Source organism: Planococcus sp. RAB007_Raresut (assembly GCF_057369535.1).
This window is the reverse complement of sequence record NZ_JBXYIF010000003.1, coordinates 176,905-198,431: the sequence shown is the minus strand read 5'-3', so window position 1 is coordinate 198,431 and position 21,527 is coordinate 176,905. Positions and strand designations below refer to the sequence as shown.

The following is a 21,527-nucleotide window of genomic DNA, read 5'->3' as shown; positions in this document are numbered from 1 at the left end:
TTACTCCTCTCCTTCCAGGAAAGGTTGAGCGATTTGTCTTGTTATCTTGCCTTGTGCCAAAAGTTCTTGCACTGATGTTGACATCATGTGCATGCCAGCGGCACGGTTCGTCAGGATGACGTTTGGAATCTGGTGCACTTTTTCGGTACGGATCAAGTTGGCTACGGCCGGATTAGATATCATGATCTCCGTTGCGGCAACTCGGCCCTTGCCATCGGCTGTAGGCAATAATCGCTGAGCGACAACAGCTTTCAAAATACCGCCAAGCTGTGTCCGAACTTGTGATTGCTGTTCAGGCGGGAACACGTCAATAATCCGCTCGATCGTAGTGGCGGCACTCGATGTATGCAGTGTGCCCATTACCAAGTGACCTGTTTCAGCGGCAGTGATGGCAGTCATGATGGTTTCCAAGTCACGCATCTCACCGACCAGGATTACGTCAGGATCTTGACGGAGTGCTGCGCGCAAACCGTTTGCGAAACTGTTCGTATCAAATCCGACTTCGCGCTGGTCGATGATGGACGTACCATGTCTGTGCAGGTACTCAATCGGATCTTCCAGTGTAATGATATGCTTCGTCATTTCTTCATTGATATGGCGAATCATAGCGGCAAGCGTTGTTGATTTACCAGAACCCGTCGGACCCGTCACCAAAATTAATCCTTGGTGAATTTCAGCCAGTTTCTTTAATATCTGTGGCATTTTCAAATCATCGACTGTTGGCACCACTGTTGGAATCGCACGAAATGCGTGTGAAATCGAACCACGTTGATGGAAAGTGTTCACTCGATAACGGCCGATTCCAGATATCGCGTAGGAGTAATCCATCTCCCCTTTTTCAAGGAACGTGTCCCATAATGATTCTGGCATGATTGCTCTGCCGATTGCTTCTGAATGATCTGGTGTAATAATTTCTTCTCCGTAACGGCGCAATGTGCCGTGCATCCGGAAAACCGGAGGGATGCCGGTCGTCAAATGGATATCGGAAACATTCAATTCTTTGGCTGCAGTTAAAACTTTATCGATAAACGTAGTTGTAGTCAGCATAGTCTATTCTGCAATCGCAACGCGGAGAACTTCTTCCGTGCTGGTCATGCCCTCCTTCACTTTTAATAAGCCGTCGTCGATCAGGAAGATGGTTTTATTTTTCACGGCAATTTCACGGATTTCTGCAGCTGAACCGTTTCTGTTGATGATGTTCTTCATATCTTCATCAACTACCAGCACTTCATGGATTGCCATCCGGCCACGGTAACCGGTCATATTGCATTGCGGACAGCCTTTGCCGCGTGCAACTACGTCAATCGTTAAGCCGCGTTTGGCGAAAATCTCCTGCTCACGCACCGTCGCTGGTTCAATGGCGCGGCAATCCCGACATACTTTACGAATCAGACGCTGTGCGACTACTGCATTGAGTGACGCTGTTACCAGGAATGGCTCGATGCCCATGTCCATCAGACGCGTAATCGAAGCAATCGAATCGTTCGTGTGAATCGTGCTGAGAACCAAGTGGCCCGTTAGCGAGGCACGGATGGAAATATCCGCTGTTTCCTTGTCCCGGATTTCCCCTACCATGACGATGTCGGGATCTTGACGAAGGATGGAACGAAGACCTGCCGCAAATGTCAGACCGACATTCGAGTTCACCTGGATCTGGTTGATGCCTTCAAGTTGATATTCAACCGGATCTTCTACGGTGATGATATTCACTTCTTCGCTATTGAGTTTATTTAATGCCGCGTAAAGCGTCGAAGATTTACCGGAACCGGTCGGGCCGGAGATCAATACGATGCCGTTCGGCTTTTCGATTTCCCGCATAAAGCGTTCCATGTTCGTATCGTTAAAGCCAAGCTTTGAGATATCAGTCAAGTTGGCACTGAGATCCAGAATCCGCATAACGATTTTTTCACCGAACACGGTCGGCAACGACGATACACGGAGATCTATAGGTCGGAAGTCGACGTTCGTCTTGATCCGGCCATCTTGAGGTATGCGGTTTTCAGTAATATCGAGGTTCGCTAAAATCTTTATCCGTGCTGTGACCATTTGCTGCATCGTTTTCGGCAAAGTGCGTTCCGTGCGGAGCGACCCATCAATACGATAGCGCACTAAGACTTTATTCTCCTGTGGATCGAAATGGACATCACTTGCTTTTTGCGATACGGCGTTCGAAAGAATTTGGTTCACGAGACGCACGATTGGTGCATCGAGGTCATTCAGTTCTTCCTGCTGCTCCTTCGTCACTTCCGGCAATTCGTCTAAGAGGTCATCGTAGGATTCTTCATCATAGTATTTCGCAATGGTTTTCATAATATCGTCTTTTGACGCAATTGCCGGCTCGATGTTGAAACCAGTCGTAAGACGTAAATCATCGATAGTGATGATATCCATCGGATCGGTCATTGCGATATATAATTTGTCGTTTTCACGTTTCAGCGGAACAAGCATTTTCCGCTTGGCGACTTCTTTTGGCACCATATTAAATAATTTTGGGTCAAATGGATAACGGTAAAGCGTAACGTGTGGGATCCCAAGCTGCACTTCCAGTGTTTCGATCAATTGCTGTTCGGTGATGATTCCTCTTTGCAAAAGAGCATCCCCGATTTTCTGGTCGCTTTGCTTGCCCTCAAGTACGCTGAGTAATTCTTCTTCGGTCAATAGGCCTTGTTCGATCAATAAATCGCCAAGTTTCTTTCTTCTGACTGCCAAAGTCCCACCCCCTTCATAACGGTTAAGGATCAATCTGATTTCCACCTTTATCATATTCTGGATCTTTCTCTTCATCATCCGGTATGCCGTCCAGATCGCTGTCGATAACCGGAGCCGTTGATGGCGGCGTAGTCGGCGTTGGTGTCGGAATGACGATTGTGCCGTCCGGATTTTTTATAGTGCCATCAGGATGTGTGATCGTTCCGTCAGGATTCGTGATCGTTCCATCCGGATTCGCAACTGGAGCTGGAGCTTCCGCTTTCGTCAGCGGATACACTTCGATGCGATGGACTGGCGGATAGAAATCTGTAGAAACGACTTCCACTTCCAGTTCTTTGCCGTCCGATTTGACTGCGCGGGATACTTCCACAATCACACCATCACGGCCTTCTTCTTCCACTACTCTGCCGGAACTAACAAATGCACTGAACTGGCGGATCAAGCGCGGCTCGAGTTCCTGCGCACTGCCTGTAAGAAGTTCATACGTATTCACAAACGGCATGCCTGCGATTTTAGATGTTAAACGTGTGCCATCTGCCGATAATTGCAGATTGAATGCACTGGCATTCACATTCGTAAATACCAAATCGATTCCAAGCGTACGGTTGATGGCAGCTTCCTGCCCTAGCGGAATTGATGTTGGCACGGCCGCTCCAATGCTGCGTTCGTCGACCAGGAAATTGGTTTTTAATACGGATGCGTAAATTACAGAAGCGATTTTTGTAAGGTCTTCGTCCGTAACATCAGCCGGCTGCATTTCAGTGATAAAATCAAGGAAAGAAAATTGGGTGCCCGCTTCAATTTTGTAATCGCTCAAAGCTTTGACGACTTCCTGTGCACCTGAGCTTGTGAAGGAATGGCTCCACGAAGTTTCAGAGACCGTTTCATAGCTGACGCCTAAAGTGTCATCACTGATGGTCACACGGCTCATCGCCTGGCCTGATTGCAAGGCGATTTCCAGTTTTTCATTGATCGCTGTAATATCGGCCGCTGAAAAAACCGCTACCGGAAATTGTCTTTCCAGGAATGTACGCGTTGAATCTTCCGACAGCTCGAAGACGAAATCATTCTGCGCGCCGGTCTGTGCGCTGGCAACCGTTTCGTCTAATAAAATCTTTGCATTATCCAATGGATAAGATGCTGTAACATCCTGATAAGTGACCATCAATTCAGCAGTTGAGCGCCAGGATTCCACCTTCCCTGTGAATAGGAGACGGGCATCAGTCAATTCCATGTTCGAAACATCCGTTGTACCGATATATGTATTGCTCCCGAACTCCTGAGCCGGGAACAGCCATTTATCTGCAGCAAACGAGCCGGCGTTGGCAACACCGAACACAAGAAGAGCGGAAGAAGTGATCGTCAATAAGGTCTTTCCAAATACTTGATTATCCAACTTAACGCTCCTCCCCGCCCACACCGATTGTCTGCATGGCAAATGATTTCTTCTCTTGTACTGGTTCATCGTATAGTGAGCGTTCTGTTTTCGCTGCAGGCGCAGTTTCTTCTATAGAACCTGTTTCCACCTGAACGGTCTTTTGGCGTTTCTCTTTTCGCTCGTCCGCGATGCGGCGTTTCTCCGCTTTTTCCATTTCATCGATTTTCGCGTAAACGATTGCTCCGATCATGGAAATCGCGACAATCGCCAATAACGGGATATAGAACGCGAACTCGAGCAATTGAAGAAAAGCCGAAACGAATGCTGCTGCGACGATTGAGCCGGCAATCAGCATTCTCTTCGGAAGAGGAGTCTCTTTAAACTGGAAGTAAGCAAGCGGCAGGATGAGCGCCGCTGCTATGATGGTGATGAAAATTTGGATCATATGTGAATCCCCCTTTGTTGGTGGTGCTTTTTCTGTTTAGTATTCGACGTCAAGTCCAAATCCAGGATCTAGTATATATGGATAGGGCACGTCTGTAATTTCGGTAGTCGTATTCGTAACATCGATTCCACAGCTGCTTAAGAAACTCGTGTATTTATCAAAACCACTCACATACTTCTGTGTTCTTTCCACATCTTCGACTGTGCCTGTGCTATTTGTTAAAAAGAAACGATTTTCTGTCAAATCCGAAGTGTAATAGATAATTTGGCCGGTTGTATTATCATGAGCAAATGTTGCTATTCTAGCTAGTTTGCTAACATGATCAGGATCTATTCTGTCTAAGTCAAAACAAATTCTTCCATTATCACCGATAGTTAAATTCCCTTGGAAATCCATTCTGGAATCCCCTTCGAAATCAGTAGCAGCAAGTTCAGCTTCCGTATATTCATTACCTAGTATGAGTAAGTTTGCATTAGTCAAACCGCCACCTTCAATATTTCCAGTTACAGTCAATTCTCTAAATACCATCGTTTGAGAATCTCCATGTTTACCAAGACTGTTCATATTTTTAGGATCTAGATGGCCATCAACTATTAAATTAATACTTGAAAAAGAGTTAAGATTTCCACTGTTTTTGACGAGACCAGAAGCTGATGAATCAACTACAACAGTGATTCCGCTTAATGACATGTTGTTACAACTGTTTTCACAGACATTGCCTTCAAAATTATTAGTAAAAATTTTAAAGTCTTTTGGATCAAGGTCATTATCCAAAAGATAGTCTACAAAATCAGAAGCTTTGTCATTTGGTCCCAAAAGACATTCTGTTACAACTGTTAATGGATTTGCAGTCATTTCCGCCATTAAAGCAGCACATGTTTGCGTTGGCCAAGATTCGAAGAACATATCTTCATAGTCTAATTCTGCATTTTCTACTGTTTGAGTTTCAATCGTCAGACTTTCACTTGTTGACAAGAACGTTACAGGTACTTCGACAGTAAAAATTCCTTTTAGATACTTTTTCGTTCCTTTCGATTCTCCTGACAGTTCCAATTCCACCCTCAATGATTTAATGAATTTATCTGTAGTACTTGCTAGATCTACATCTTCTTCTGCTGCATTCTGCTTTATTATAGTCGTTCCAGAGATAGCATATTGTGCGTCTTCACTCGGAAAAGGTTTTGTCTGAATGTCTATTAGAGTTTCTAAATCGGTAACTTTAGCCAATACCATTGTTATATATTCATTTCTCATGTCTAAATCAATTTGATCTTCTAAAGCTGTCAGTTCAGATTGCTCATCACATGACTCTAGACCATCATTAAAACAATCCACAATAATTTTAATTCGATTTTGAGTAAGTTCAATTATTTGAGATTTTATAATTCCAATCTCATGTTGGAAATCAGTAGAGAAATACTTAACTCCCATTTCTGCAGAAGCTACTGCCTGATTTGATGTATCTATCGTCTGCTCTTGTTTTGCATTACTTAACGACCCGGCCATAAAAGTAGCAGCGAGCCCCATGAACAACACGACCATCAATAGGACTACCAATAACGCATAACCACTCTGATTCTTTATAGACTTCATCTTTTTTGCTCCCTTCAAATAATTAATCGGTAATTATTCTGGTAAAAGTAGTTTTTAACTCAACTGACCTTGCAGTTTTTATAGGATCTGCTACTTTCAAGATGAAGTCTACATGTTGTTTTTTTGGTTCGATCAAAGTTGTACTGCTCCAGGCCGAAAAATCGGTTCCGTTGATACTGCCGGAATACTGATAAGAATTATTCGTAATGCTTTTAAAAGATTCGCAATCTAAAGCGCCAGTTAAATCATTTTCTTTACAAGAACTAATTTCCAAATGACCACTCATAAATCGAAGAAAGTACCCATCATTCTTTCTGTGTTCTGCTGATAGGGAAGTGACAATAAGATTTGCATCCTGCTGCAACATTGTTTTGCTCGTTTCGGCTGCACCGTGTTGCATGCCAATGTTCAATGTCGTCCATGCAGCAACTGCAATAATGGATACCAGTGCAAGTGCTGCAATCAATTCAACGAGCGTTATACCTTTTTGATTTAAGCTCATAAACTTACACCAGCCCTCTAATTGATATCAGTCTCCTTGTATGGAATATATGAGTAAGTCTCACTGCTGACTCGATATGTCCCACTTCCCGGTTGAGTCTCAATCATCACCTGTAAATGGGTTTTGTATAATTTAATTTTGTCCGCTTCCGCGCAACTGGTGCTGCTTGGAGGTGGTGTGGCAGGATTAGGATTTTGAAACGGTTCGCAAATCGTATATATATCAGCAATATAAAGATAATCACCGCCGCTATTGTTATAGAAACGTCTATAATCCGAAGTCCCTAAATCACTGGCATTTACCAAATAATTTAAATTGGCCATTTCGTTTTCAATACGAATTTCAGATAAAAATTCTGGCAATTCTCCAAGAGAAGAGTCATATTCCCTCTTCCAGAGGGAACCATCACTGATCTTAGCCATCTCCTGCCTCGCCAGGTTCATGGTGTCCAACTTCGCTTCCGTCTTTTCATTAAACAGTGTCATCTGCGGGAAAATCGTCATGATGCCGACAAACAAGATACCCAGAATAACCAGCGCTGCCAGAACTTCGACCAGAGTTAATCCTTTTTCATTGTTGCCTGAGCATTTCCTCATTCCCAACCCCCCATGGACTATTTAATCGTTAATATACTAATATTGGAAATTAAGCCTACCATATGATGTAAATCCTAATTACTAACATTATTACACTTAAATTCTTTTCTTGCACTATTTTTTTGCATATTTTTCTGCTTTATTTCTTAGATATTTACCAAATATTTTTCTTGAATAGTAAAAAAGACTGAAAACCGGCGTCTCTCCGGCTTTCAGTCTTATTTAGTGTAAGCTGCTACTTTATTTCTTCCCGCCTGCTTGGCTCCGATATAGAGAGCACGGTCAGCGTTGCGGATCATTGCCATTCCATCATCGCTGTCGTCGGGTGCGGAAGAAACTCCGATACTCATGGTGATCTTAATCGGAATCGTGCTGCGGTCTTCATCCAGATCGCTTTGGATCATGAATTCGCGCTTCTCAATTTCTTTACGGATGTTTTCCGCAAATAATAATGCGAGTTCTTTACTGTAGTTAGGAAGGAGTACTACAAACTCTTCTCCGCCGTAACGGGCGACGGTTCCCTCATTCCCGACAATGTCTGTCAGCAGATTCGCAAGCGCAATTAGAATTTCATTGCCGCTTTGGTGGCCGTACTTATCATTGATGCCTTTGAAACGGTCGATGTCCATCATGACCACTGACAGATTGCGCAGTTCGCCGTTATTGACTTTGACCATGCTCTTTTCAAGAGCTTCATCAAGATAGCGGTAATTGTACAATTTCGTCAGGCCGCAGCGTTCGCTCTTCGCGATGGCTTTTTGGATCAGCCCCGCTTTTTCAAGTGATACCGCGAAGTACGTACTCAGGATATCCAGGATCTGCAATTGGTGATGCACAAATGCGTGTTTACTTCTGGACCCCAGAACCAATACGCCTTCGATTCGGTTGTTCCGTGAAATCGGCGTTGCCATCAGGCTTTCTGTGTCGGCTGGCATATAACCGCTAGCGATTCCTTTCCACTGCGCTTTATTGTCATAGATATAAGATGTATTGTTGACGATTGCGTTGCCGGCAATGCCTTCATTGTATTTAACAGGTTCGACGTCCAAAGATTGGAATTTATTGTCTTCGAACATCCGCAGCATCAAGAGCTTGCCGTCCCGGTAATCAATGACATAGGCGTAATCCGCCTGGAATAAATCGTTTACTTGAATGACGAACTGATCGAGCACTTCTTCCGGTGACAGACGCGCTGCCAGCTGATGGCCGATTTCGCCCGCTTTTTTCAAGTCGCTGTTCACTTTTTCCGAGTTATTATACATGCGCATAATGGCGGTCATCGTGAAGAACGGAATTCCGAGGAGCAAAAGCGCTGTCAGACCGATATAAGTTTCGGAAATGTATAACGCGATAGCGAGTGGGAACACCAGCAATGTGATGGAGAAATCCCAAATGGTATCAGTCGAGAAGAAATCTTTATGCTCCCCGAGGATTCTGACATACACATAGAGGATCATCTGATTCGAAATAACTGAAACCATTTGGAACAGCAGTCCATATAATAGGATATGTCCAAGATCCAACGATCCGATTTCGCCGCCCGCAAAGATGAATGACAAACCGGCCAAACTGGAAATCGCAAAGAACATCATGGAGTTGAAAGGAATCCGGATGCTCAGGCTTTCGGAAGTGCGCAGCCGCAAGATGACGATCAGCATGGTGATCTGCGAAAGAATTACTTCAGCGAAAAGTCCATACTTCAGGAATACGGCGACTGTCAGCCATTGCACCAGATAAGTCGGCACCCCGTTGATATTCATCGGCAGGAGACAGGCTAAGATGAAGAATGCAAGATAAGCGGCGGCATCAACCAGAGATATGGAGGGCGGTGGGAAGTATTGATAAATCAGGTAGAGTCCCGGCGGCACAATGAGAGCCCAGAGCGTCCACAGAACAACTTTTCTTTTCTGTACATTATCCATAGCAACTTCTCCCCTACTAGGTTCTCTCTATTGCCAAAGAAATTTTGATTAATCGGGTCTGTAATGTTCAAACATCGAATAATTTCGTTTTCTCAGGATTGCTAAAAGGTAAAGCGAACCCGTGACTATTGTCACTTCATTTTTATTAGATACAGGTAATATATCATAATCATTTCGAATTGTCTTTATTTTACTACTACTTTTTGCAAATAAAATCTGTGCAGCTAGAGCCCGCTCATTATCAAACTCCAGGAAGGTGAAATGGTCACTGATGGTTTCCAGTTTCCGCAGGATCACTTCATGGTCTTTATCCTTTAATAACCCCATAACTATATGTATTTCGCGGTCCGAATAGATTTTCCTCGCCGTTTCGACCAACGCTTCTACACTTGCCTCGTTATGGGCACCATCAAAAATTACATCTGGAAACACTTCTTCAAATCGGAAAGGAAGTGCCGCATTCGCCAACCCTAATATTCCCATATGTTCTTTAAATTGGTTTTTAAGTATTTTCCTCGTTGTGATCAACCCTAAATTGGCATTAGCTTTTTGATGCTCACCTTTTAGTTTTAATTCGCCTTGAAATAGGTCTTTAGACTTGATAATCTCCGAGTCCAGTTCTTCTGCTATGGTGCTGATTACCTTTTCAGCTTCTTCCGGCAAGCTGCCAATGGCTATCGGTTTCCCTTTTTTGATGATTCCCGCTTTATGCCAGGCAATTTCCTCGATTGTGCCGCCCAGGAAGTTCGTGTGTTCCAACGAAATACTCGGTATGACGGAAATCAGCGGATCGATGACATTTGTACTGTCAAATCGCCCACCCATGCCAGCTTCAATGATGACAAAATCCGGCTTTCTTCTATTAAATATAAGAAAAGCCGCCGCCGTCAGCAGTTCAAAATCGGTTAATGGCGTCTGTATCTTCGACAGCTGTTCAAATGCTTTGTCAAAATCCTCTTCAGTTGCCGGCTCCCGGTCGATTTGAATCTGATCGTGCACATTTTCAATGGCGGGTGAAAAGAAATTCCCCACTGACTTTCCGTGCTGCATAAGTATAGCGGCGATGAACGCCGCTGTTGAACCTTTGCCGTTGGTGCCGGCGATATGTATGAAATTCTGATTGTCCTGTGGATTGCCCAGTTCCTGAAGCGCCTGTTTTATTGCATCCAAACCAGGTTTGATGGATGCATCAGACGCAATATTCCATTTATTTTTATAATGATCCAGCCCTGTAATCATTGAACCCCTCTTTTCCAGCCGTAAACGTGATACAATTTTTCTATAAGTATAGCATGAAGGTGGAATGGAAATGGCCGTATGTTGGATCATTTATAATGGAAGTTTAATCTCCGAAAAGTTTATCGACCAGGCGGAATTGGTTGCGGAAGCCGCCGAAAGAGCGGGTGTCAAAACCCGCGTCATGAAAAATAATGATGTCGTGATGGATCTGTCGACTGAGGTTGATCTGCCTGACTTCGCAGTCATGCTCGACAAGGATATTCTCCTCGGCTATTTTCTGAAAAGCCGCGGCGTTCCCGTCTATAACGATCCTGCAATCATCGACCTCTGTGACAATAAAGCCAAGCAATACATAGCGCTTGCAGCTGCGGGACTGCCTATGCCTGCCACCATTATTGCCCCGAAAGTCTATTCCGCCTTCTCCATCCGGGAATCGGGTTATTTCGAGAAAGTGCTCGAACGTTTCGGCCTTCCGATGATCATCAAAGAAGGACACGGGTCGTTCGGTATGAAAGTCTATCTGATTGAAACGGAAGATCAATTCTACGAAAAAGTGGAAGCGCTCCGCGGCATCGATTTCGTCTTTCAGGAATTCGTCGAATCGAGTCGTGGACGCGATATCCGCGTCAACATCGTAGGCGGTGAAATCGTAGCGGCCATGTACCGGGAATCCAAAACCGATTTCCGCGCCAACATCACAAACGGCGGTGAAGCTTCCCCCATCGAACTGACAGAAGAGCAAAAAGTCATCGCCATTACGGCCGCTCGTGCGACAGGCGCTATATTCGCCGGAGTGGATCTGCTGTTCGATATCGATGAACAGCCACTTGTCTGTGAAGTGAATGCCGCCGCCCATATCCGCAATATTCTTAATGTCACAGGCATCAATGTCGCTGACGCCATGATCGCTTATATACTGGAGGACGTTCGATGATCCTATTGTACGAAACCGCGGACGCTAAGCGCAATGAAGCATTTATCCTGGAATTGCAGCGATTTGCTGATTTCGAATTGCTTTGCTGGGACAATTGGGATGAAGAAGGATTGGATGTCCTGGTTGGGAAATTGAAAACCCAAACAGTTCTGTTTCGCTGCCGCCGCCCGGAAGCCGCGCGTTTTCTGGAAGACCGCGGCGCGCGTCTTGTGAACCGCGCGGAAGCAAACCGAATCGCCAATAATAAGTGGCTGTCTTATCAGCTGTTTCAGATGCTCGGGGTCCCTGCGATTCCCACTTTCCGTGAGCCGCAGGAATTTCCGTGTGTCGCTAAGACTGTCGACGGCCACGGTGGCCAGGAAGTTGAGTTTGTGAAATCGTCTGAATCATTACCTGCTTTTGCTTCTGACGTTATCTTTCAACCGCTCGTCCCGCATCTAGCTGACGTACGCGCTTATGTCATTGAGGATAGAGTGGTTGGTGCCGTTAAACGCAGTTCGGACACTTCTTTCAAGAAAAACTTTTCGCTGGGTGCTCAAGTTGAACGATACATATTAGACTCTATTCAGGAACTGCATATATTGAAAATAGCTCGTGCTATAAAAGCCGACTATATCGGCATCGACTTTCTGCTGCTGGAAGACGGACGCCATCTCTTCAATGAAATCGAAGACCCCGTCGGCGCCCGCTCCTTCTACCAGACGCATGATGAGAATATTGCTGAATTGCTGGTTAGGCATATAGTGAAGAAGTATGACTAATATCACTCTTCTTTCTTGGAGCGTGAAGAGCTTGGTTTGAAAAACATTCGCCGTGGCGAATGTTCCTGGGATGGTTCCCGCTGCGCGGAAACCATCCGATCCGATCGGGTTTTTCCTTGTATTGTGTTTGATTGGGTCGTTTGGGATTGTAAGATACGAGTGTTATTTCCAGTTAATTGGATATACTGTCCATTAGAGTGTGTTTACTGTCCATTATCAGCTGAATACTGTCCGTTAGAGCATGGTTACTGTCCATTAAGCATCTTTTACTGTCCATTACGTTTTTTGAGTGGAAAGTTTGTAAAAATGAGCAGTCATATTCGCTAATTTGAGCCATTTTCTAAAACTGAATTTCCAATATTTGGACTTACTTTCCAATTCACCTAATTTACTTTCCATTTTGCCTCAAATACTTTCCAATTTGCCTGAAATACTTTCTAATTTGGCCGCTATTGAAATTACAATTAATTTTAGTTAATATTTCCAGCTAGCAAATTCACTGAACTAACTCTCCAATCTAATATTCTCTCAAATTTTATTCCTATAAGAAAACCCCGATTAACTTCTAGATAAATAGAAGTTGATCGGGGTTATTTTTATTGCATCATTTTAGTAAAAAGAAATCCCCAAAGATATGGAGCAAAACAGCGAAGACGCCTTGGGGAGCAGCCGGCAGTCGGTACCGCGACGTCCTGTCGCGCCGACTGCATGACACCCACTTCCTGTGGGCCCGAAAGCAAGCTGTTTTGCGGAATATCTGTTTCCAAAAATCTTAGAGATTCTTCAATTCCTCAATGCGCTTCTCAACCGTCGCGTGTTTTTCCAGATAGTCCGCTTCTTTCGCGCGTTCCTCTGCAACAACTGCTTCCGGCGCTTTTGAAACAAACCGTTCGTTCGACAGTTTCCCTTGAACAAGCTTAACTTCCTTCGCCCATTTCTCCAGCTCTTTATTCAAACGTGCAAGCTCTGCATCAATATCGATCAAGCCTTCCAACGGCATGAACAATTCCGCGCCGGATACTACTGCCGACATCGACTTTTCAGGCGCTTCGATATTCTGTCCGATCGTCAGCGTTTCCGGGTTGCAGAAACGTTCGATGTAAGCGGAGTTCGCTTCCAGCACGGCGTGCGTTTCAGCGTCTTTCGCCGAAATCGTCAACGGCACTTTCTTGCTCATCGGCGACTGAACTTCCGCGCGGATCGTCCGTACAGATTTGATCACGTCCACCAACAGCTTCATGCTCGACGACTGGCTTTGGTCCGTCAATGCCGGGTCCACTTTCGGCCACTCGGCAATCGTGATTGACTCGCCTTTTGTCGGCAGGTTCTGCCAGATTTCTTCAGTGATGAACGGCATTAACGGATGCAATAAACGCATCGTGTTGTCGAGTACGTAAGCAAGAACCGAACGCGTCATCCGCTTCGCATCTTCGTCTTCCCCGTATAATGGCAGTTTCGCCATCTCGATGTACCAGTCGCAGAAATCATCCCAGATGAAGTTATAAAGCAGGCGGCCCACTTCACCAAATTCATAGCGTTCAGCAAGCGACGTCACTTGTTCAATTGTTTCATTGAGACGTGTCAAGATCCATGAATCAGCTACAGATTTCTTGCCGCTGAGATCGATTTCCTCATACGTCATGCCTTCCATGTTCATCAACGCAAAACGGGAAGCATTCCAGATTTTATTGGCGAAGTTCCAAACGCTCTCCACTTTTTCCATCGAGAAGCGAAGGTCCTGGCCTGGCGATGAAGCGGTTGCCAGGAAATAGCGCAGCGAATCGGCGCCGTATTGCTCGATAACATCCATCGGGTCAACGCCGTTGCCGAGCGATTTCGACATCTTGCGCCCTTCCGCATCACGGACAAGGCCGTGGATCAATACATCATCAAACGGTTTTTCTTCCGTGAATTCCAGCGCTTGGAAAATCATGCGCGATACCCAGAAGTTGATGATGTCATAGCCTGTTACCAGCACGTCAGTCGGATAGTATTTCTTCAGCTCATCGCTGTCTTCCGGCCAGCCAAGCGTCGAGAACGGCCACAATGCTGACGAGAACCACGTATCCAGTACGTCTTCGTCCTGCGTCCAGTTTTCAGCGTCTGCCGGCGCCTCGTGCCCTACGTATATTTCGTTCGTTTCGTTATGATACCAGGCAGGAATCTGATGGCCCCACCATAATTGGCGTGAAATACACCAGTCGCGGATGTTTTCCATCCAGTGAAGGTAGGTTTTCTCAAAACGTTCCGGCACGAAATTGACGCCGTTTTCGCCTTTCTGCAGATCCACCGATTTTTGCGCCAATGGCTTCATATCGACGAACCATTGCGTCGACAGATAAGGCTCAACTACTGCCCCGCTGCGTTCTGAACGACCAACGGAATGCAGATGCTCTTCAATTTTGAATAAAACATCCATGTCCTGCAGGTCTTTGACAATCTGCTTGCGGCATTCGAAGCGGTCCATGCCTTCGTATTTGCCCGCATTTTCATTCATTGTGCCGTCTTCGTGCATGATCAATACACGTTCGAGGTTATGGCGATTGCCGATTTCAAAGTCATTCGGGTCATGCGCCGGCGTGATCTTCACCGCACCGCTTCCGAATTCCATGTCGACATAATCATCCGCTACAATTTCCATTTCACGTCCAATAATTGGAAGCGTCACAGTTTTACCGATCAAGTGCTTGTAGCGCTCATCTTTCGGGTGAACCGCAACCGCTGTATCGCCGAGCATCGTCTCCGGACGCGTCGTTGCGATTTCGATGTGGCCGCTGCCGTCTGTCAACGGGTAACGCATATGATAGAACGCGCCTTGCACATCTTTGTAGATAACTTCAATATCCGAAATCGCGGTTTTCGTCGCCGGATCCCAGTTGATGATGTATTTACCGCGGTAGATCAATTTTTTCTCGTATAGCTTAACAAATACTTCACGAACCGCTTTCGACAAGCCTTCATCCAGTGTAAAGCGCTCACGTGAGTAATCGAGTCCAAGGCCCAGTTTCGACCATTGCTGGCGGATATGCCCTGCATATTCCTCTTTCCATTTCCATGATTCTTCAAGGAAAGCTGCGCGTCCAAGGTCATAGCGAGACTTGCCTTCTTCCTTCAGCTTGCCTTCAACTTTCGCCTGCGTCGCGATGCCGGCGTGGTCCATGCCCGGCAGCCATAGCGCGTCGTATCCCTGCATACGCTTCATACGCGTCAGAATATCCTGCAGCGTCGTATCCCAGGCGTGGCCCAGGTGCAGCTTGCCTGTTACGTTCGGCGGCGGAATCACGATGGTATACGGCGTCTTGCCGCTTTCGGGTTTAGCTTCGAAATACTTGTTGTCGATCCACCAATCATAACGCCCTTTTTCAATCGATTGCGGATCATACTTGGTCGACATCTGTTCTGTCATAGAGATTCCTCCTCGTCTAGTCGCTGCGGGTTTTATCCCGTTTTAACGGTCAGTATGACTCCCAGTTCTTCGAACGGGAGATCAACTGACCATAAAAACCCGAATGGATCAACTAACATTCAGTGGGCAAGAACCCCACTGAATGAAGTTTCTCTTTTTTCCCATAGCGCTTGGTTTTGATGGGTTGAAGCATCTTCCTGAGCTTAAAAAAGGGTACAAAAAAACTCCTGTCGTCTCTACTTAAAGGACGAAGGAGTTTTCGCGGTACCACCTTTATACACAGGCGAAAAAAAGCCTGGCTCTCAAGTTCGATAACGGATTCGCATCCGGGTTCCGCTACTCGTGTTCACGGAATCTGCTCGGAGGTGACATTCAAATGCTGGTCCATGAAAACCTCTCACCACTCGGTTTCCTCTCTGAAATGCACGCACATTCTACTATCCTCTTCAACGCATCAGTATCTGATTAAATCCATTGTACTCAATTTCCTGTTTTAGCGTCAAGTTTTTTCAGCACATACGCCACTGCAGGCGCCGCAAGCAATAAAATAAAGAACAGTCGGAACAGATGGAAACTCGTGATGAGCGCAACGTCCGCACCCGAAGCGAGCGCCGTAATCCCCATTTCGGCCATGCCGCCGGGTGCCGCGCTCAGGAAGAAATCGAGAAACAGGTATTCCGGGAGCCAATCGGCCAGAATAAAAGCAATCAATACTGTGAACGCGATGAGCAAAACGTTGTTGACCACAATCGCAAACGCCAGCCGCATGCTCATATTCTCCCGCAGTTTCTCCATCTGCAGGCCGAGATGCGCGCCGACGAGCAGCTGGGCTAGGATAGTGAGAAGCGGCGGCATTTCGATGAGCGTGTTGCCGGTGAACGATTGCACAATCGCCATGACAAGTACGGGTGCCAGTAATTCCTTCGCCGGGAATGAAAACTTTTTCATGAGCAGGTAAATGAAAATGCCAAGTGCGATTGCCGGTAAAAATGCCAGCGGCGAAAATGAGAAATTGTTTGCCTGAGTGGCTGCGGTTGTCGTTTCCCTGCCGACAAAGAATGTTGTCAGCAGTGGCACAATCGTCACCACCAGGAAAATCCGGAACGTCTGCATCACTGACACAACGGTGACATTAGCGTTATTGACTTCTTCCGAAATCAGCACCATCTGTGACAAGCCACCCGGCATCGACCCGAGCAGACTCGTCTGCAGCGATTCGTTGGCCATCTTGCTGAACAGGAGCCCGAATAATAATGCGGCGATGATAACCGACACCGTCATAAATAGCATGTACGGCAAATCCACCCACATCAGCAGCACCGACTCACGCGTAAACGATGCGCCGATCATGACACCAAGGAGGATGAGGCCGATTGTACGAAAGATACGCGGCCAATAAAACTCAATTTCTGTAAACTGCCTGAGCAGTAAAAGTGCCAGCATTGGCCCAAGAAGCCACGGCAAAAACATGCCGATCTGCTGAAAAATAAAGCCGGCCGCAATCGCGACCAGCGCAGTGCGTAATAATTTCAAAACGGTCCCAACTTTCTTCTCATATGAATCTATGTAATCTATCGTATCAGAAAATGTGCGCTGGGTCGGCTTTAAGATGTGCACTATAACAAGTTAGGCATATCCATCTCAAACATGGGTATAAATCGAAATTCTCAATAATGTGCTTCCTTTCAACTCCAATGCCAGCGGAAATGGACGCCCTTCGTCCATTTCTAAAGTTTTAAAGTGCAGCCGGGCTGTTTCGGCTGCATATCCATCATTATCTTCCCCGGAGCAATCTCATCTCCCCTTCACCCGCAGTTGAAAACCCTGATTGCATGCTTTTCGCAAGCGAAAAGCGAAAGTGCAGACTTAAAAATCGCTTCGAAATATTTTATCAGCGGTTTTGGGGATTCTATGATCACTCAAACGATTCTATGATCACTCAAACGATTCTATGATCATTCAGATGATTCTATGATCACTCAAACGATTCTATGATCATTCAAACGATTCTATGATCATTCGCGACTTTTTTCTCCCCAATTCATTAAAAAGAGCAGCCAGATCCACCGGCTGCTCCCTCCAAATCTTTTCCCAATCAAAAAACAGCCGGAAAACGTTCTCCGGCTGTCTCTCATCTTTATTAGCGTGCCAGTTTAGCAAAGACGGTGTGGAACGCTTCCACTGTTTTAGCGATATGCTCTTCGGTATGAGCTGTCGACAGGAACATGCCTTCAAACTGGGACGGCGGCAGGAAGATGCCTTCTTCCGCCATCAATTTATAATAATCCGCGAACAGGTCCAGATCGGACGTTTTCGCTGAGTCGAAATCGACCACATCTTCGTTCGTGAAGAAGAAACCGATCATCGAACCCGCACGGTTTACTGTGTGCGGAATATTGTATTTTTCTGCGGCTTCGCGGAAACCTTTTTCAAGCTGGTCGCCGCGTTCGATGAATGTCGTGTAGCTGTCTTCCGACAGACGCGACAATGTTTCGTAGCCTGCGCGCATCGCAAGCGGGTTACCAGACAGCGTCCCTGCCTGGTAGATGGAACCGCTTGGTGCGACTTGCTGCATGATTTCACGGCGTCCGCCGAATGCGCCGACTGGAAGTCCGCCGCCGATGACTTTGCCGAGGCACGTCATGTCAGGCGTCACGCCGTAATAGCCCTGTGCACTGTTATAGCCGACACGGAAACCACTCATGACTTCATCAAAGATAAGAACCGTACCATTTTCAGTCGTCAGGTTGCGAAGTTCCTGAAGGAAGCCTTCATTTGGTGGAACAACGCCCATATTGCCGGCAACCGGTTCAACGATTACCGCTGCAAGATCTTCGCCGAATTCCTTGAATGCGTGGCGTACACTTTCCAGATCGTTATAAGGAACAGTGATCGTATTCTGCGCGATTGACGCCGGCACTCCCGGTGAATCCGGAAGACCCAGAGTCGCAACGCCGGAACCTGCTTTGATCAATAGGCTGTCGCCGTGGCCGTGATAGCATCCTTCGAATTTCAGGATTTTATTGCGTCCAGTAAATCCGCGTGCCACACGCAATGCGCTCATCGTCGCTTCCGTACCGGAAGAAACCATGCGCACCATTTCGATGGAAGGAACACGTTCCATGACAAGCTTCGCCATTTCATTTTCAAGGACAGTCGGAGCTCCAAATGAAGTGCCGAGTTCTGCCGTTTCTTTGATCGCTGCAACTACGTCCGGTTGTGCGTGCCCCAAAATAAGCGGTCCCCAAGAAAGGACATAGTCGATGTATGTGTTGCCGTCGATATCCGTGATTGTGGCGCCGCTTCCGGAAGCCATGAAAATCGGATCCATATTGACGGATTTGAATGCGCGGACCGGTGAGTTAACGCCGCCTGGCATCAATTTTTTTGCTTCATCAAATGCTGCTGTCGATTTTTCGTATGTCATTTATTTCCCCTCCAGCCAGCGTACCGCATCTTTCGCGTGATACGTCAAGATAATATCCGCTCCAGCACGCTTCATGCTGAGCAATGTTTCAAGGACAATCTTCTCTTCGTCGACCCAGCCGTTCAAAGCCGCGGCTTTGACCATGGCGTATTCGCCGGAAACGTTATAGGCGACGATCGGCAAGTCGAAGTTATCGCGCACTTCGCGGACAACGTCCAAATACGATAATGCCGGTTTGACCATCAGGTAATCGGCTCCTTCTTCCACATCGGAAGCGGCTTCACGAAGCGCTTCGAGGCGGTTGGCAGGATCCATCTGGTAGGTTTTGCGGTCACCGAATTGCGGTGTTGAGTGAGCAGCTTCGCGGAATGGGCCGTAATAAGCAGACGCGTATTTCACTGCATAGCTCATGATCGGAATGTGCTGGAATCCAGCCTGGTCAAGTCCGTAGCGGATCGCTGCAACAAAACCGTCCATCATATTCGATGGCGCGATGATGTCCGCTCCCGCTTTTGCCTGTGACACAGCTGTACGCGCCAATAGATCGAGCGACTCGTCATTTAAAATGACGCCGTCTTCGATGACGCCGCAATGGCCGTGGTCTGTGTACTGGCAAAGGCATGTGTCAGCGATGACAACCAATTCCGGGTGGCGTTCTTTTGCGAAACGGATCGCTTCCTGTGTGATGGCGTGGTCATGATAAGCTTCAGAACCTACAGCATCTTTGTCATTCGGCACGCCGAACAAGATGACTGAAGGAATCCCCAAATCGACGACTTCATCCAATTCTTCGCCAAGGCGGTCCATTGAAAAATGGAAAACGCCCGGCATGGACGAAATCTCCTGTTTGATGTTTTCGCCTTCGACGACGAAAATCGGGTAGATGAAATCTTCTTTATAAAGTCCAGTTTCACGCACCATGGCACGAATATTTGCAGATCCGCGCAATCTCCGGTGGCGGTTGAATTTCAAGTCTTTCATTCGTTACATCTTCCTTTCGCTATTTCATTGACGACGTCCAAATACGTATAGTTCGCGGGAATAAAATCAATATGCCCGCCTGCATCTTTGATCGCCTTTTCGGTTACATGGCCGATAGCCGCAACCTCAATATCTTTCCAGTCTCCTCCCGCTTTCCGGTAAGCCGAAACAGCTGAGGGGCTTGCAAAAATAATGGTTTGGTGTTTCATTTGGGATAAAGCTTTTGCGTTATCAAGCTTCAGATTCGTGTCATAGATAATCCATTCATCGACAGGCAACGGCATAGTCGAAATCGTATTCTTCGCCAATGCACCTTTGATGAATAAGCATTTCTGGCCTTCCGCCACAGCAGGAAACTCCTCGACAAATCGATCGGCACTGTAGACAGTCGGAATAAAATCAACACGATAGCCGTTGTTCGCGAGAACTTCCGCCGTCTTTTCACCGACAGCCGCAATATTCGGCGTCTCGTCTACATGAAGCTGGCAGAAAGCTTCCGCGCTCGTACGGCTTGTGAAAATGAGCCAGCCGTATGCGGTGAAATCAGGTTTTTCCGTTTGCCGGATCGAAGTTTCAATAAGCGGCAGGTAGAGTGCCTCGCCGCCCAGTTCTTCGACTTTCTCTGCGGCTTCTTCAGGAAAGTTTGAACCTGTAAAAACGATTGTTTTGCCTTCCAGCGATCTTTCGTTTTTACACATTGCTCTCAGCAATCACACGCTGAATCAGGTCATAGCCGCCTTGTCCGCTGATTTTTTCAGCCACGATGCGCCCTGCTTCAACCGGATCTTTACTTGTTGCCGTTTCTTTATAAACTTGATCAGCTTCAGGAGAAGAAATCAGTCCTGTAAACGTGACATCACCATTTTCAACAGTCGCGTAACCCGCAATCGGAACCTGGCAGCTGCCGTTCATGTCTTTCAGGAATTTACGTTCCGCGTTAACCGCTAGCATCGTTTCTTCATCGTTGATTTTCGCAAGTTCAGCTAATAATTCCGCGTCATCTTCACGGCATTCGATCCCCAAAGCGCCTTGGCCGATCGCCGGCAGACATTCTTCAATGCTAAGGAATTCAGTAACAATATCGTCTTTCCAGCCCATGCGTTTCAAGCCGGCAGCCGCCAAAATGATGGCGTCGAATTCGCCTGATTCCAATTTTCCAAGACGCGTGTCGATATTGCCGCGGATCCACTGGATATCAAGGTCCGGACGCATCAACAATAATTGCGAACTGCGGCGCAGGCTGCTTGTTCCCACTTTAGCGCCGACTGGCAGATCCATAAATTTCACGTGTCCATTGGCAATAAAAGCGTCGCGTGGATCTTCACGTTCCGGCACACAGCCGATGACGAATCCTTCAGGAAGAACCGAAGGCATATCTTTCATGCTGTGGACAGCGAAATCGATTTCTTTGTTAAAAAGCGCCTGTTCGATTTCTTTTACGAATAAGCCTTTGCCTCCGACTTTTGACAACATTACGTCCACAATGCGGTCGCCTTTAGTGACGATTTCTTTTATTTCAAATTCAAAAGGAGCTCCTGCCGCCTTCAATTTATCGATGAACTGATTTGTCTGCGTCAATGCAAGCTTGCTTCTTCTAGATCCTACAATAATTTTTCTCAAATGAATCCTACCTT

17 protein-coding genes and 1 other annotated feature are annotated in these 21,527 nt (G+C 46.4%); of the genes, 2 read left to right on the top strand and 15 right to left on the bottom strand.

Going from position 1 to position 21,527, the window contains the following annotated elements:
• The 9 genes from AC2Q9J_RS07555 to AC2Q9J_RS07515 all read right to left on the bottom strand — a co-directional run bounded on the left by AC2Q9J_RS07555 (nt 1) and on the right by AC2Q9J_RS07515 (nt 10,384).
• A complete protein-coding gene (locus tag AC2Q9J_RS07555) occupies nt 1-1,047 on the bottom strand; it encodes a type IV pilus twitching motility protein PilT (RefSeq protein WP_499038624.1) in 1,047 nt (348 codons plus the stop codon).
• A gap of 3 nt (nt 1,048-1,050) precedes the next feature.
• Nucleotides 1,051-2,709: a GspE/PulE family protein gene (locus AC2Q9J_RS07550; protein WP_281864495.1), complete on the bottom strand. Its 1,659-nt coding sequence runs from the start codon at nt 2,707-2,709 to the stop codon at nt 1,051-1,053.
• A gap of 22 nt (nt 2,710-2,731) precedes the next feature.
• On the bottom strand, nt 2,732-4,105 hold the full coding sequence (locus AC2Q9J_RS07545; RefSeq protein ID WP_499038621.1) for a hypothetical protein: 1,374 nt from the start codon (nt 4,103-4,105) through the stop codon (nt 2,732-2,734).
• Nucleotide 4,106: 1 nt separating this feature from the next.
• Entirely contained in the window at nt 4,107-4,532 is a 426-nt protein-coding gene (locus AC2Q9J_RS07540; RefSeq protein WP_499038619.1) for a hypothetical protein, read from the bottom strand.
• Nucleotides 4,533-4,568: 36 nt separating this feature from the next.
• On the bottom strand, nt 4,569-6,125 hold the full coding sequence (locus AC2Q9J_RS07535; protein WP_499038617.1) for a hypothetical protein: 1,557 nt from the start codon (nt 6,123-6,125) through the stop codon (nt 4,569-4,571).
• Between the two features lie 22 nt (nt 6,126-6,147).
• Complete coding sequence (locus AC2Q9J_RS07530) at nt 6,148-6,627, bottom strand: PulJ/GspJ family protein (RefSeq protein WP_499038616.1); 480 nt, start codon at nt 6,625-6,627, stop codon at nt 6,148-6,150.
• A 17-nt stretch (nt 6,628-6,644) separates the two neighbouring features.
• Nucleotides 6,645-7,223: a PulJ/GspJ family protein gene (locus AC2Q9J_RS07525; RefSeq protein WP_499038614.1), complete on the bottom strand. Its 579-nt coding sequence runs from the start codon at nt 7,221-7,223 to the stop codon at nt 6,645-6,647.
• A 218-nt stretch (nt 7,224-7,441) separates the two neighbouring features.
• Nucleotides 7,442-9,145, bottom strand: a complete 1,704-nt coding sequence (locus AC2Q9J_RS07520; RefSeq protein WP_499038612.1) for a sensor domain-containing diguanylate cyclase — start codon at nt 9,143-9,145, stop codon at nt 7,442-7,444.
• 48 nt (nt 9,146-9,193) lie between these two features.
• Complete coding sequence (locus AC2Q9J_RS07515) at nt 9,194-10,384, bottom strand: bifunctional folylpolyglutamate synthase/dihydrofolate synthase (RefSeq protein WP_499038610.1); 1,191 nt, start codon at nt 10,382-10,384, stop codon at nt 9,194-9,196.
• A gap of 70 nt (nt 10,385-10,454) precedes the next feature.
• On the opposite strand from AC2Q9J_RS07515, the gene AC2Q9J_RS07510 reads away from it, so the two are divergent.
• Together AC2Q9J_RS07510 and AC2Q9J_RS07505 are read left to right on the top strand one after the other, a co-directional pair.
• Nucleotides 10,455-11,318 (top strand): ATP-grasp domain-containing protein, encoded by an 864-nt coding sequence (locus AC2Q9J_RS07510; protein ID WP_499038609.1) that lies wholly within the window; start codon nt 10,455-10,457, stop codon nt 11,316-11,318.
• Nucleotides 11,315-12,079 carry an ATP-grasp domain-containing protein gene (locus AC2Q9J_RS07505; RefSeq protein WP_499038607.1) on the top strand — a complete coding sequence of 255 codons (765 nt, stop codon included), beginning with the start codon at nt 11,315-11,317 and terminating at the stop codon, nt 12,077-12,079. The genes AC2Q9J_RS07510 and AC2Q9J_RS07505 overlap by 4 nt, the downstream gene beginning before the upstream one ends.
• A 772-nt stretch (nt 12,080-12,851) precedes the next feature.
• On the opposite strand, the gene AC2Q9J_RS07500 is transcribed toward AC2Q9J_RS07505, so the two are convergent.
• The 6 genes from AC2Q9J_RS07500 to hemC form a co-directional block, all read right to left on the bottom strand.
• Nucleotides 12,852-15,485, bottom strand: coding sequence for a valine--tRNA ligase (locus tag AC2Q9J_RS07500; RefSeq protein ID WP_499038605.1), 2,634 nt, complete (start codon nt 15,483-15,485; stop codon nt 12,852-12,854).
• A 240-nt stretch (nt 15,486-15,725) separates the two neighbouring features.
• Nucleotides 15,726-15,944: a binding site (T-box leader), on the bottom strand.
• 21 nt (nt 15,945-15,965) lie between these two features.
• The gene (locus tag AC2Q9J_RS07495; protein WP_499038603.1) at nt 15,966-17,018 is read right to left on the bottom strand and encodes an AbrB family transcriptional regulator; all 1,053 of its coding nucleotides are present in this window, start codon (nt 17,016-17,018) and stop codon (nt 15,966-15,968) included.
• Nucleotides 17,019-17,625: 607 nt separating this feature from the next.
• On the bottom strand, nt 17,626-18,912 hold the full coding sequence (gene hemL / locus AC2Q9J_RS07490) for a glutamate-1-semialdehyde 2,1-aminomutase (protein ID WP_499038600.1): 1,287 nt from the start codon (nt 18,910-18,912) through the stop codon (nt 17,626-17,628).
• Complete coding sequence (hemB, locus tag AC2Q9J_RS07485; protein ID WP_499038595.1) at nt 18,913-19,893, bottom strand: porphobilinogen synthase; 981 nt, start codon at nt 19,891-19,893, stop codon at nt 18,913-18,915.
• Nucleotides 19,890-20,591 (bottom strand): uroporphyrinogen-III synthase, encoded by a 702-nt coding sequence (locus AC2Q9J_RS07480; protein ID WP_499038592.1) that lies wholly within the window; start codon nt 20,589-20,591, stop codon nt 19,890-19,892. The genes hemB and AC2Q9J_RS07480 overlap by 4 nt, the downstream gene beginning before the upstream one ends.
• A complete protein-coding gene (hemC, locus tag AC2Q9J_RS07475) occupies nt 20,584-21,513 on the bottom strand; it encodes a hydroxymethylbilane synthase (RefSeq protein WP_499038590.1) in 930 nt (309 codons plus the stop codon). The genes AC2Q9J_RS07480 and hemC overlap by 8 nt, the downstream gene beginning before the upstream one ends.
• Nucleotides 21,514-21,527 lie beyond the last annotated feature (14 nt).

Excerpts from the sequence above, each read along its gene's own strand:
- AC2Q9J_RS07555 (WP_499038624.1), bottom strand. The coding sequence starts at position 1,047 with ATGCTGACTACAACTACGTTTATCGATAAAGTTTTAACTGCAGCCAAA.
- AC2Q9J_RS07540 (WP_499038619.1), bottom strand. The coding sequence starts at position 4,532 with ATGATCCAAATTTTCATCACCATCATAGCAGCGGCGCTCATCCTGCCG.
- AC2Q9J_RS07535 (WP_499038617.1), bottom strand. The coding sequence starts at position 6,125 with ATGAAGTCTATAAAGAATCAGAGTGGTTATGCGTTATTGGTAGTCCTA.
- AC2Q9J_RS07530 (WP_499038616.1), bottom strand. The coding sequence starts at position 6,627 with ATGAGCTTAAATCAAAAAGGTATAACGCTCGTTGAATTGATTGCAGCA.
- AC2Q9J_RS07525 (WP_499038614.1), bottom strand. The coding sequence starts at position 7,223 with ATGAGGAAATGCTCAGGCAACAATGAAAAAGGATTAACTCTGGTCGAA.
- AC2Q9J_RS07520 (WP_499038612.1), bottom strand. The coding sequence starts at position 9,145 with ATGGATAATGTACAGAAAAGAAAAGTTGTTCTGTGGACGCTCTGGGCT.
- AC2Q9J_RS07515 (WP_499038610.1), bottom strand. The coding sequence starts at position 10,384 with ATGATTACAGGGCTGGATCATTATAAAAATAAATGGAATATTGCGTCT.
- AC2Q9J_RS07510 (WP_499038609.1), top strand. The coding sequence starts at position 10,455 with ATGGCCGTATGTTGGATCATTTATAATGGAAGTTTAATCTCCGAAAAG.
- AC2Q9J_RS07505 (WP_499038607.1), top strand. The coding sequence starts at position 11,315 with ATGATCCTATTGTACGAAACCGCGGACGCTAAGCGCAATGAAGCATTT.
- AC2Q9J_RS07500 (WP_499038605.1), bottom strand. The coding sequence starts at position 15,485 with ATGACAGAACAGATGTCGACCAAGTATGATCCGCAATCGATTGAAAAA.
- hemL (WP_499038600.1), bottom strand. The coding sequence starts at position 18,912 with ATGACATACGAAAAATCGACAGCAGCATTTGATGAAGCAAAAAAATTG.
- hemB (WP_499038595.1), bottom strand. The coding sequence starts at position 19,893 with ATGAAAGACTTGAAATTCAACCGCCACCGGAGATTGCGCGGATCTGCA.
- AC2Q9J_RS07480 (WP_499038592.1), bottom strand. The coding sequence starts at position 20,591 with ATGTGTAAAAACGAAAGATCGCTGGAAGGCAAAACAATCGTTTTTACA.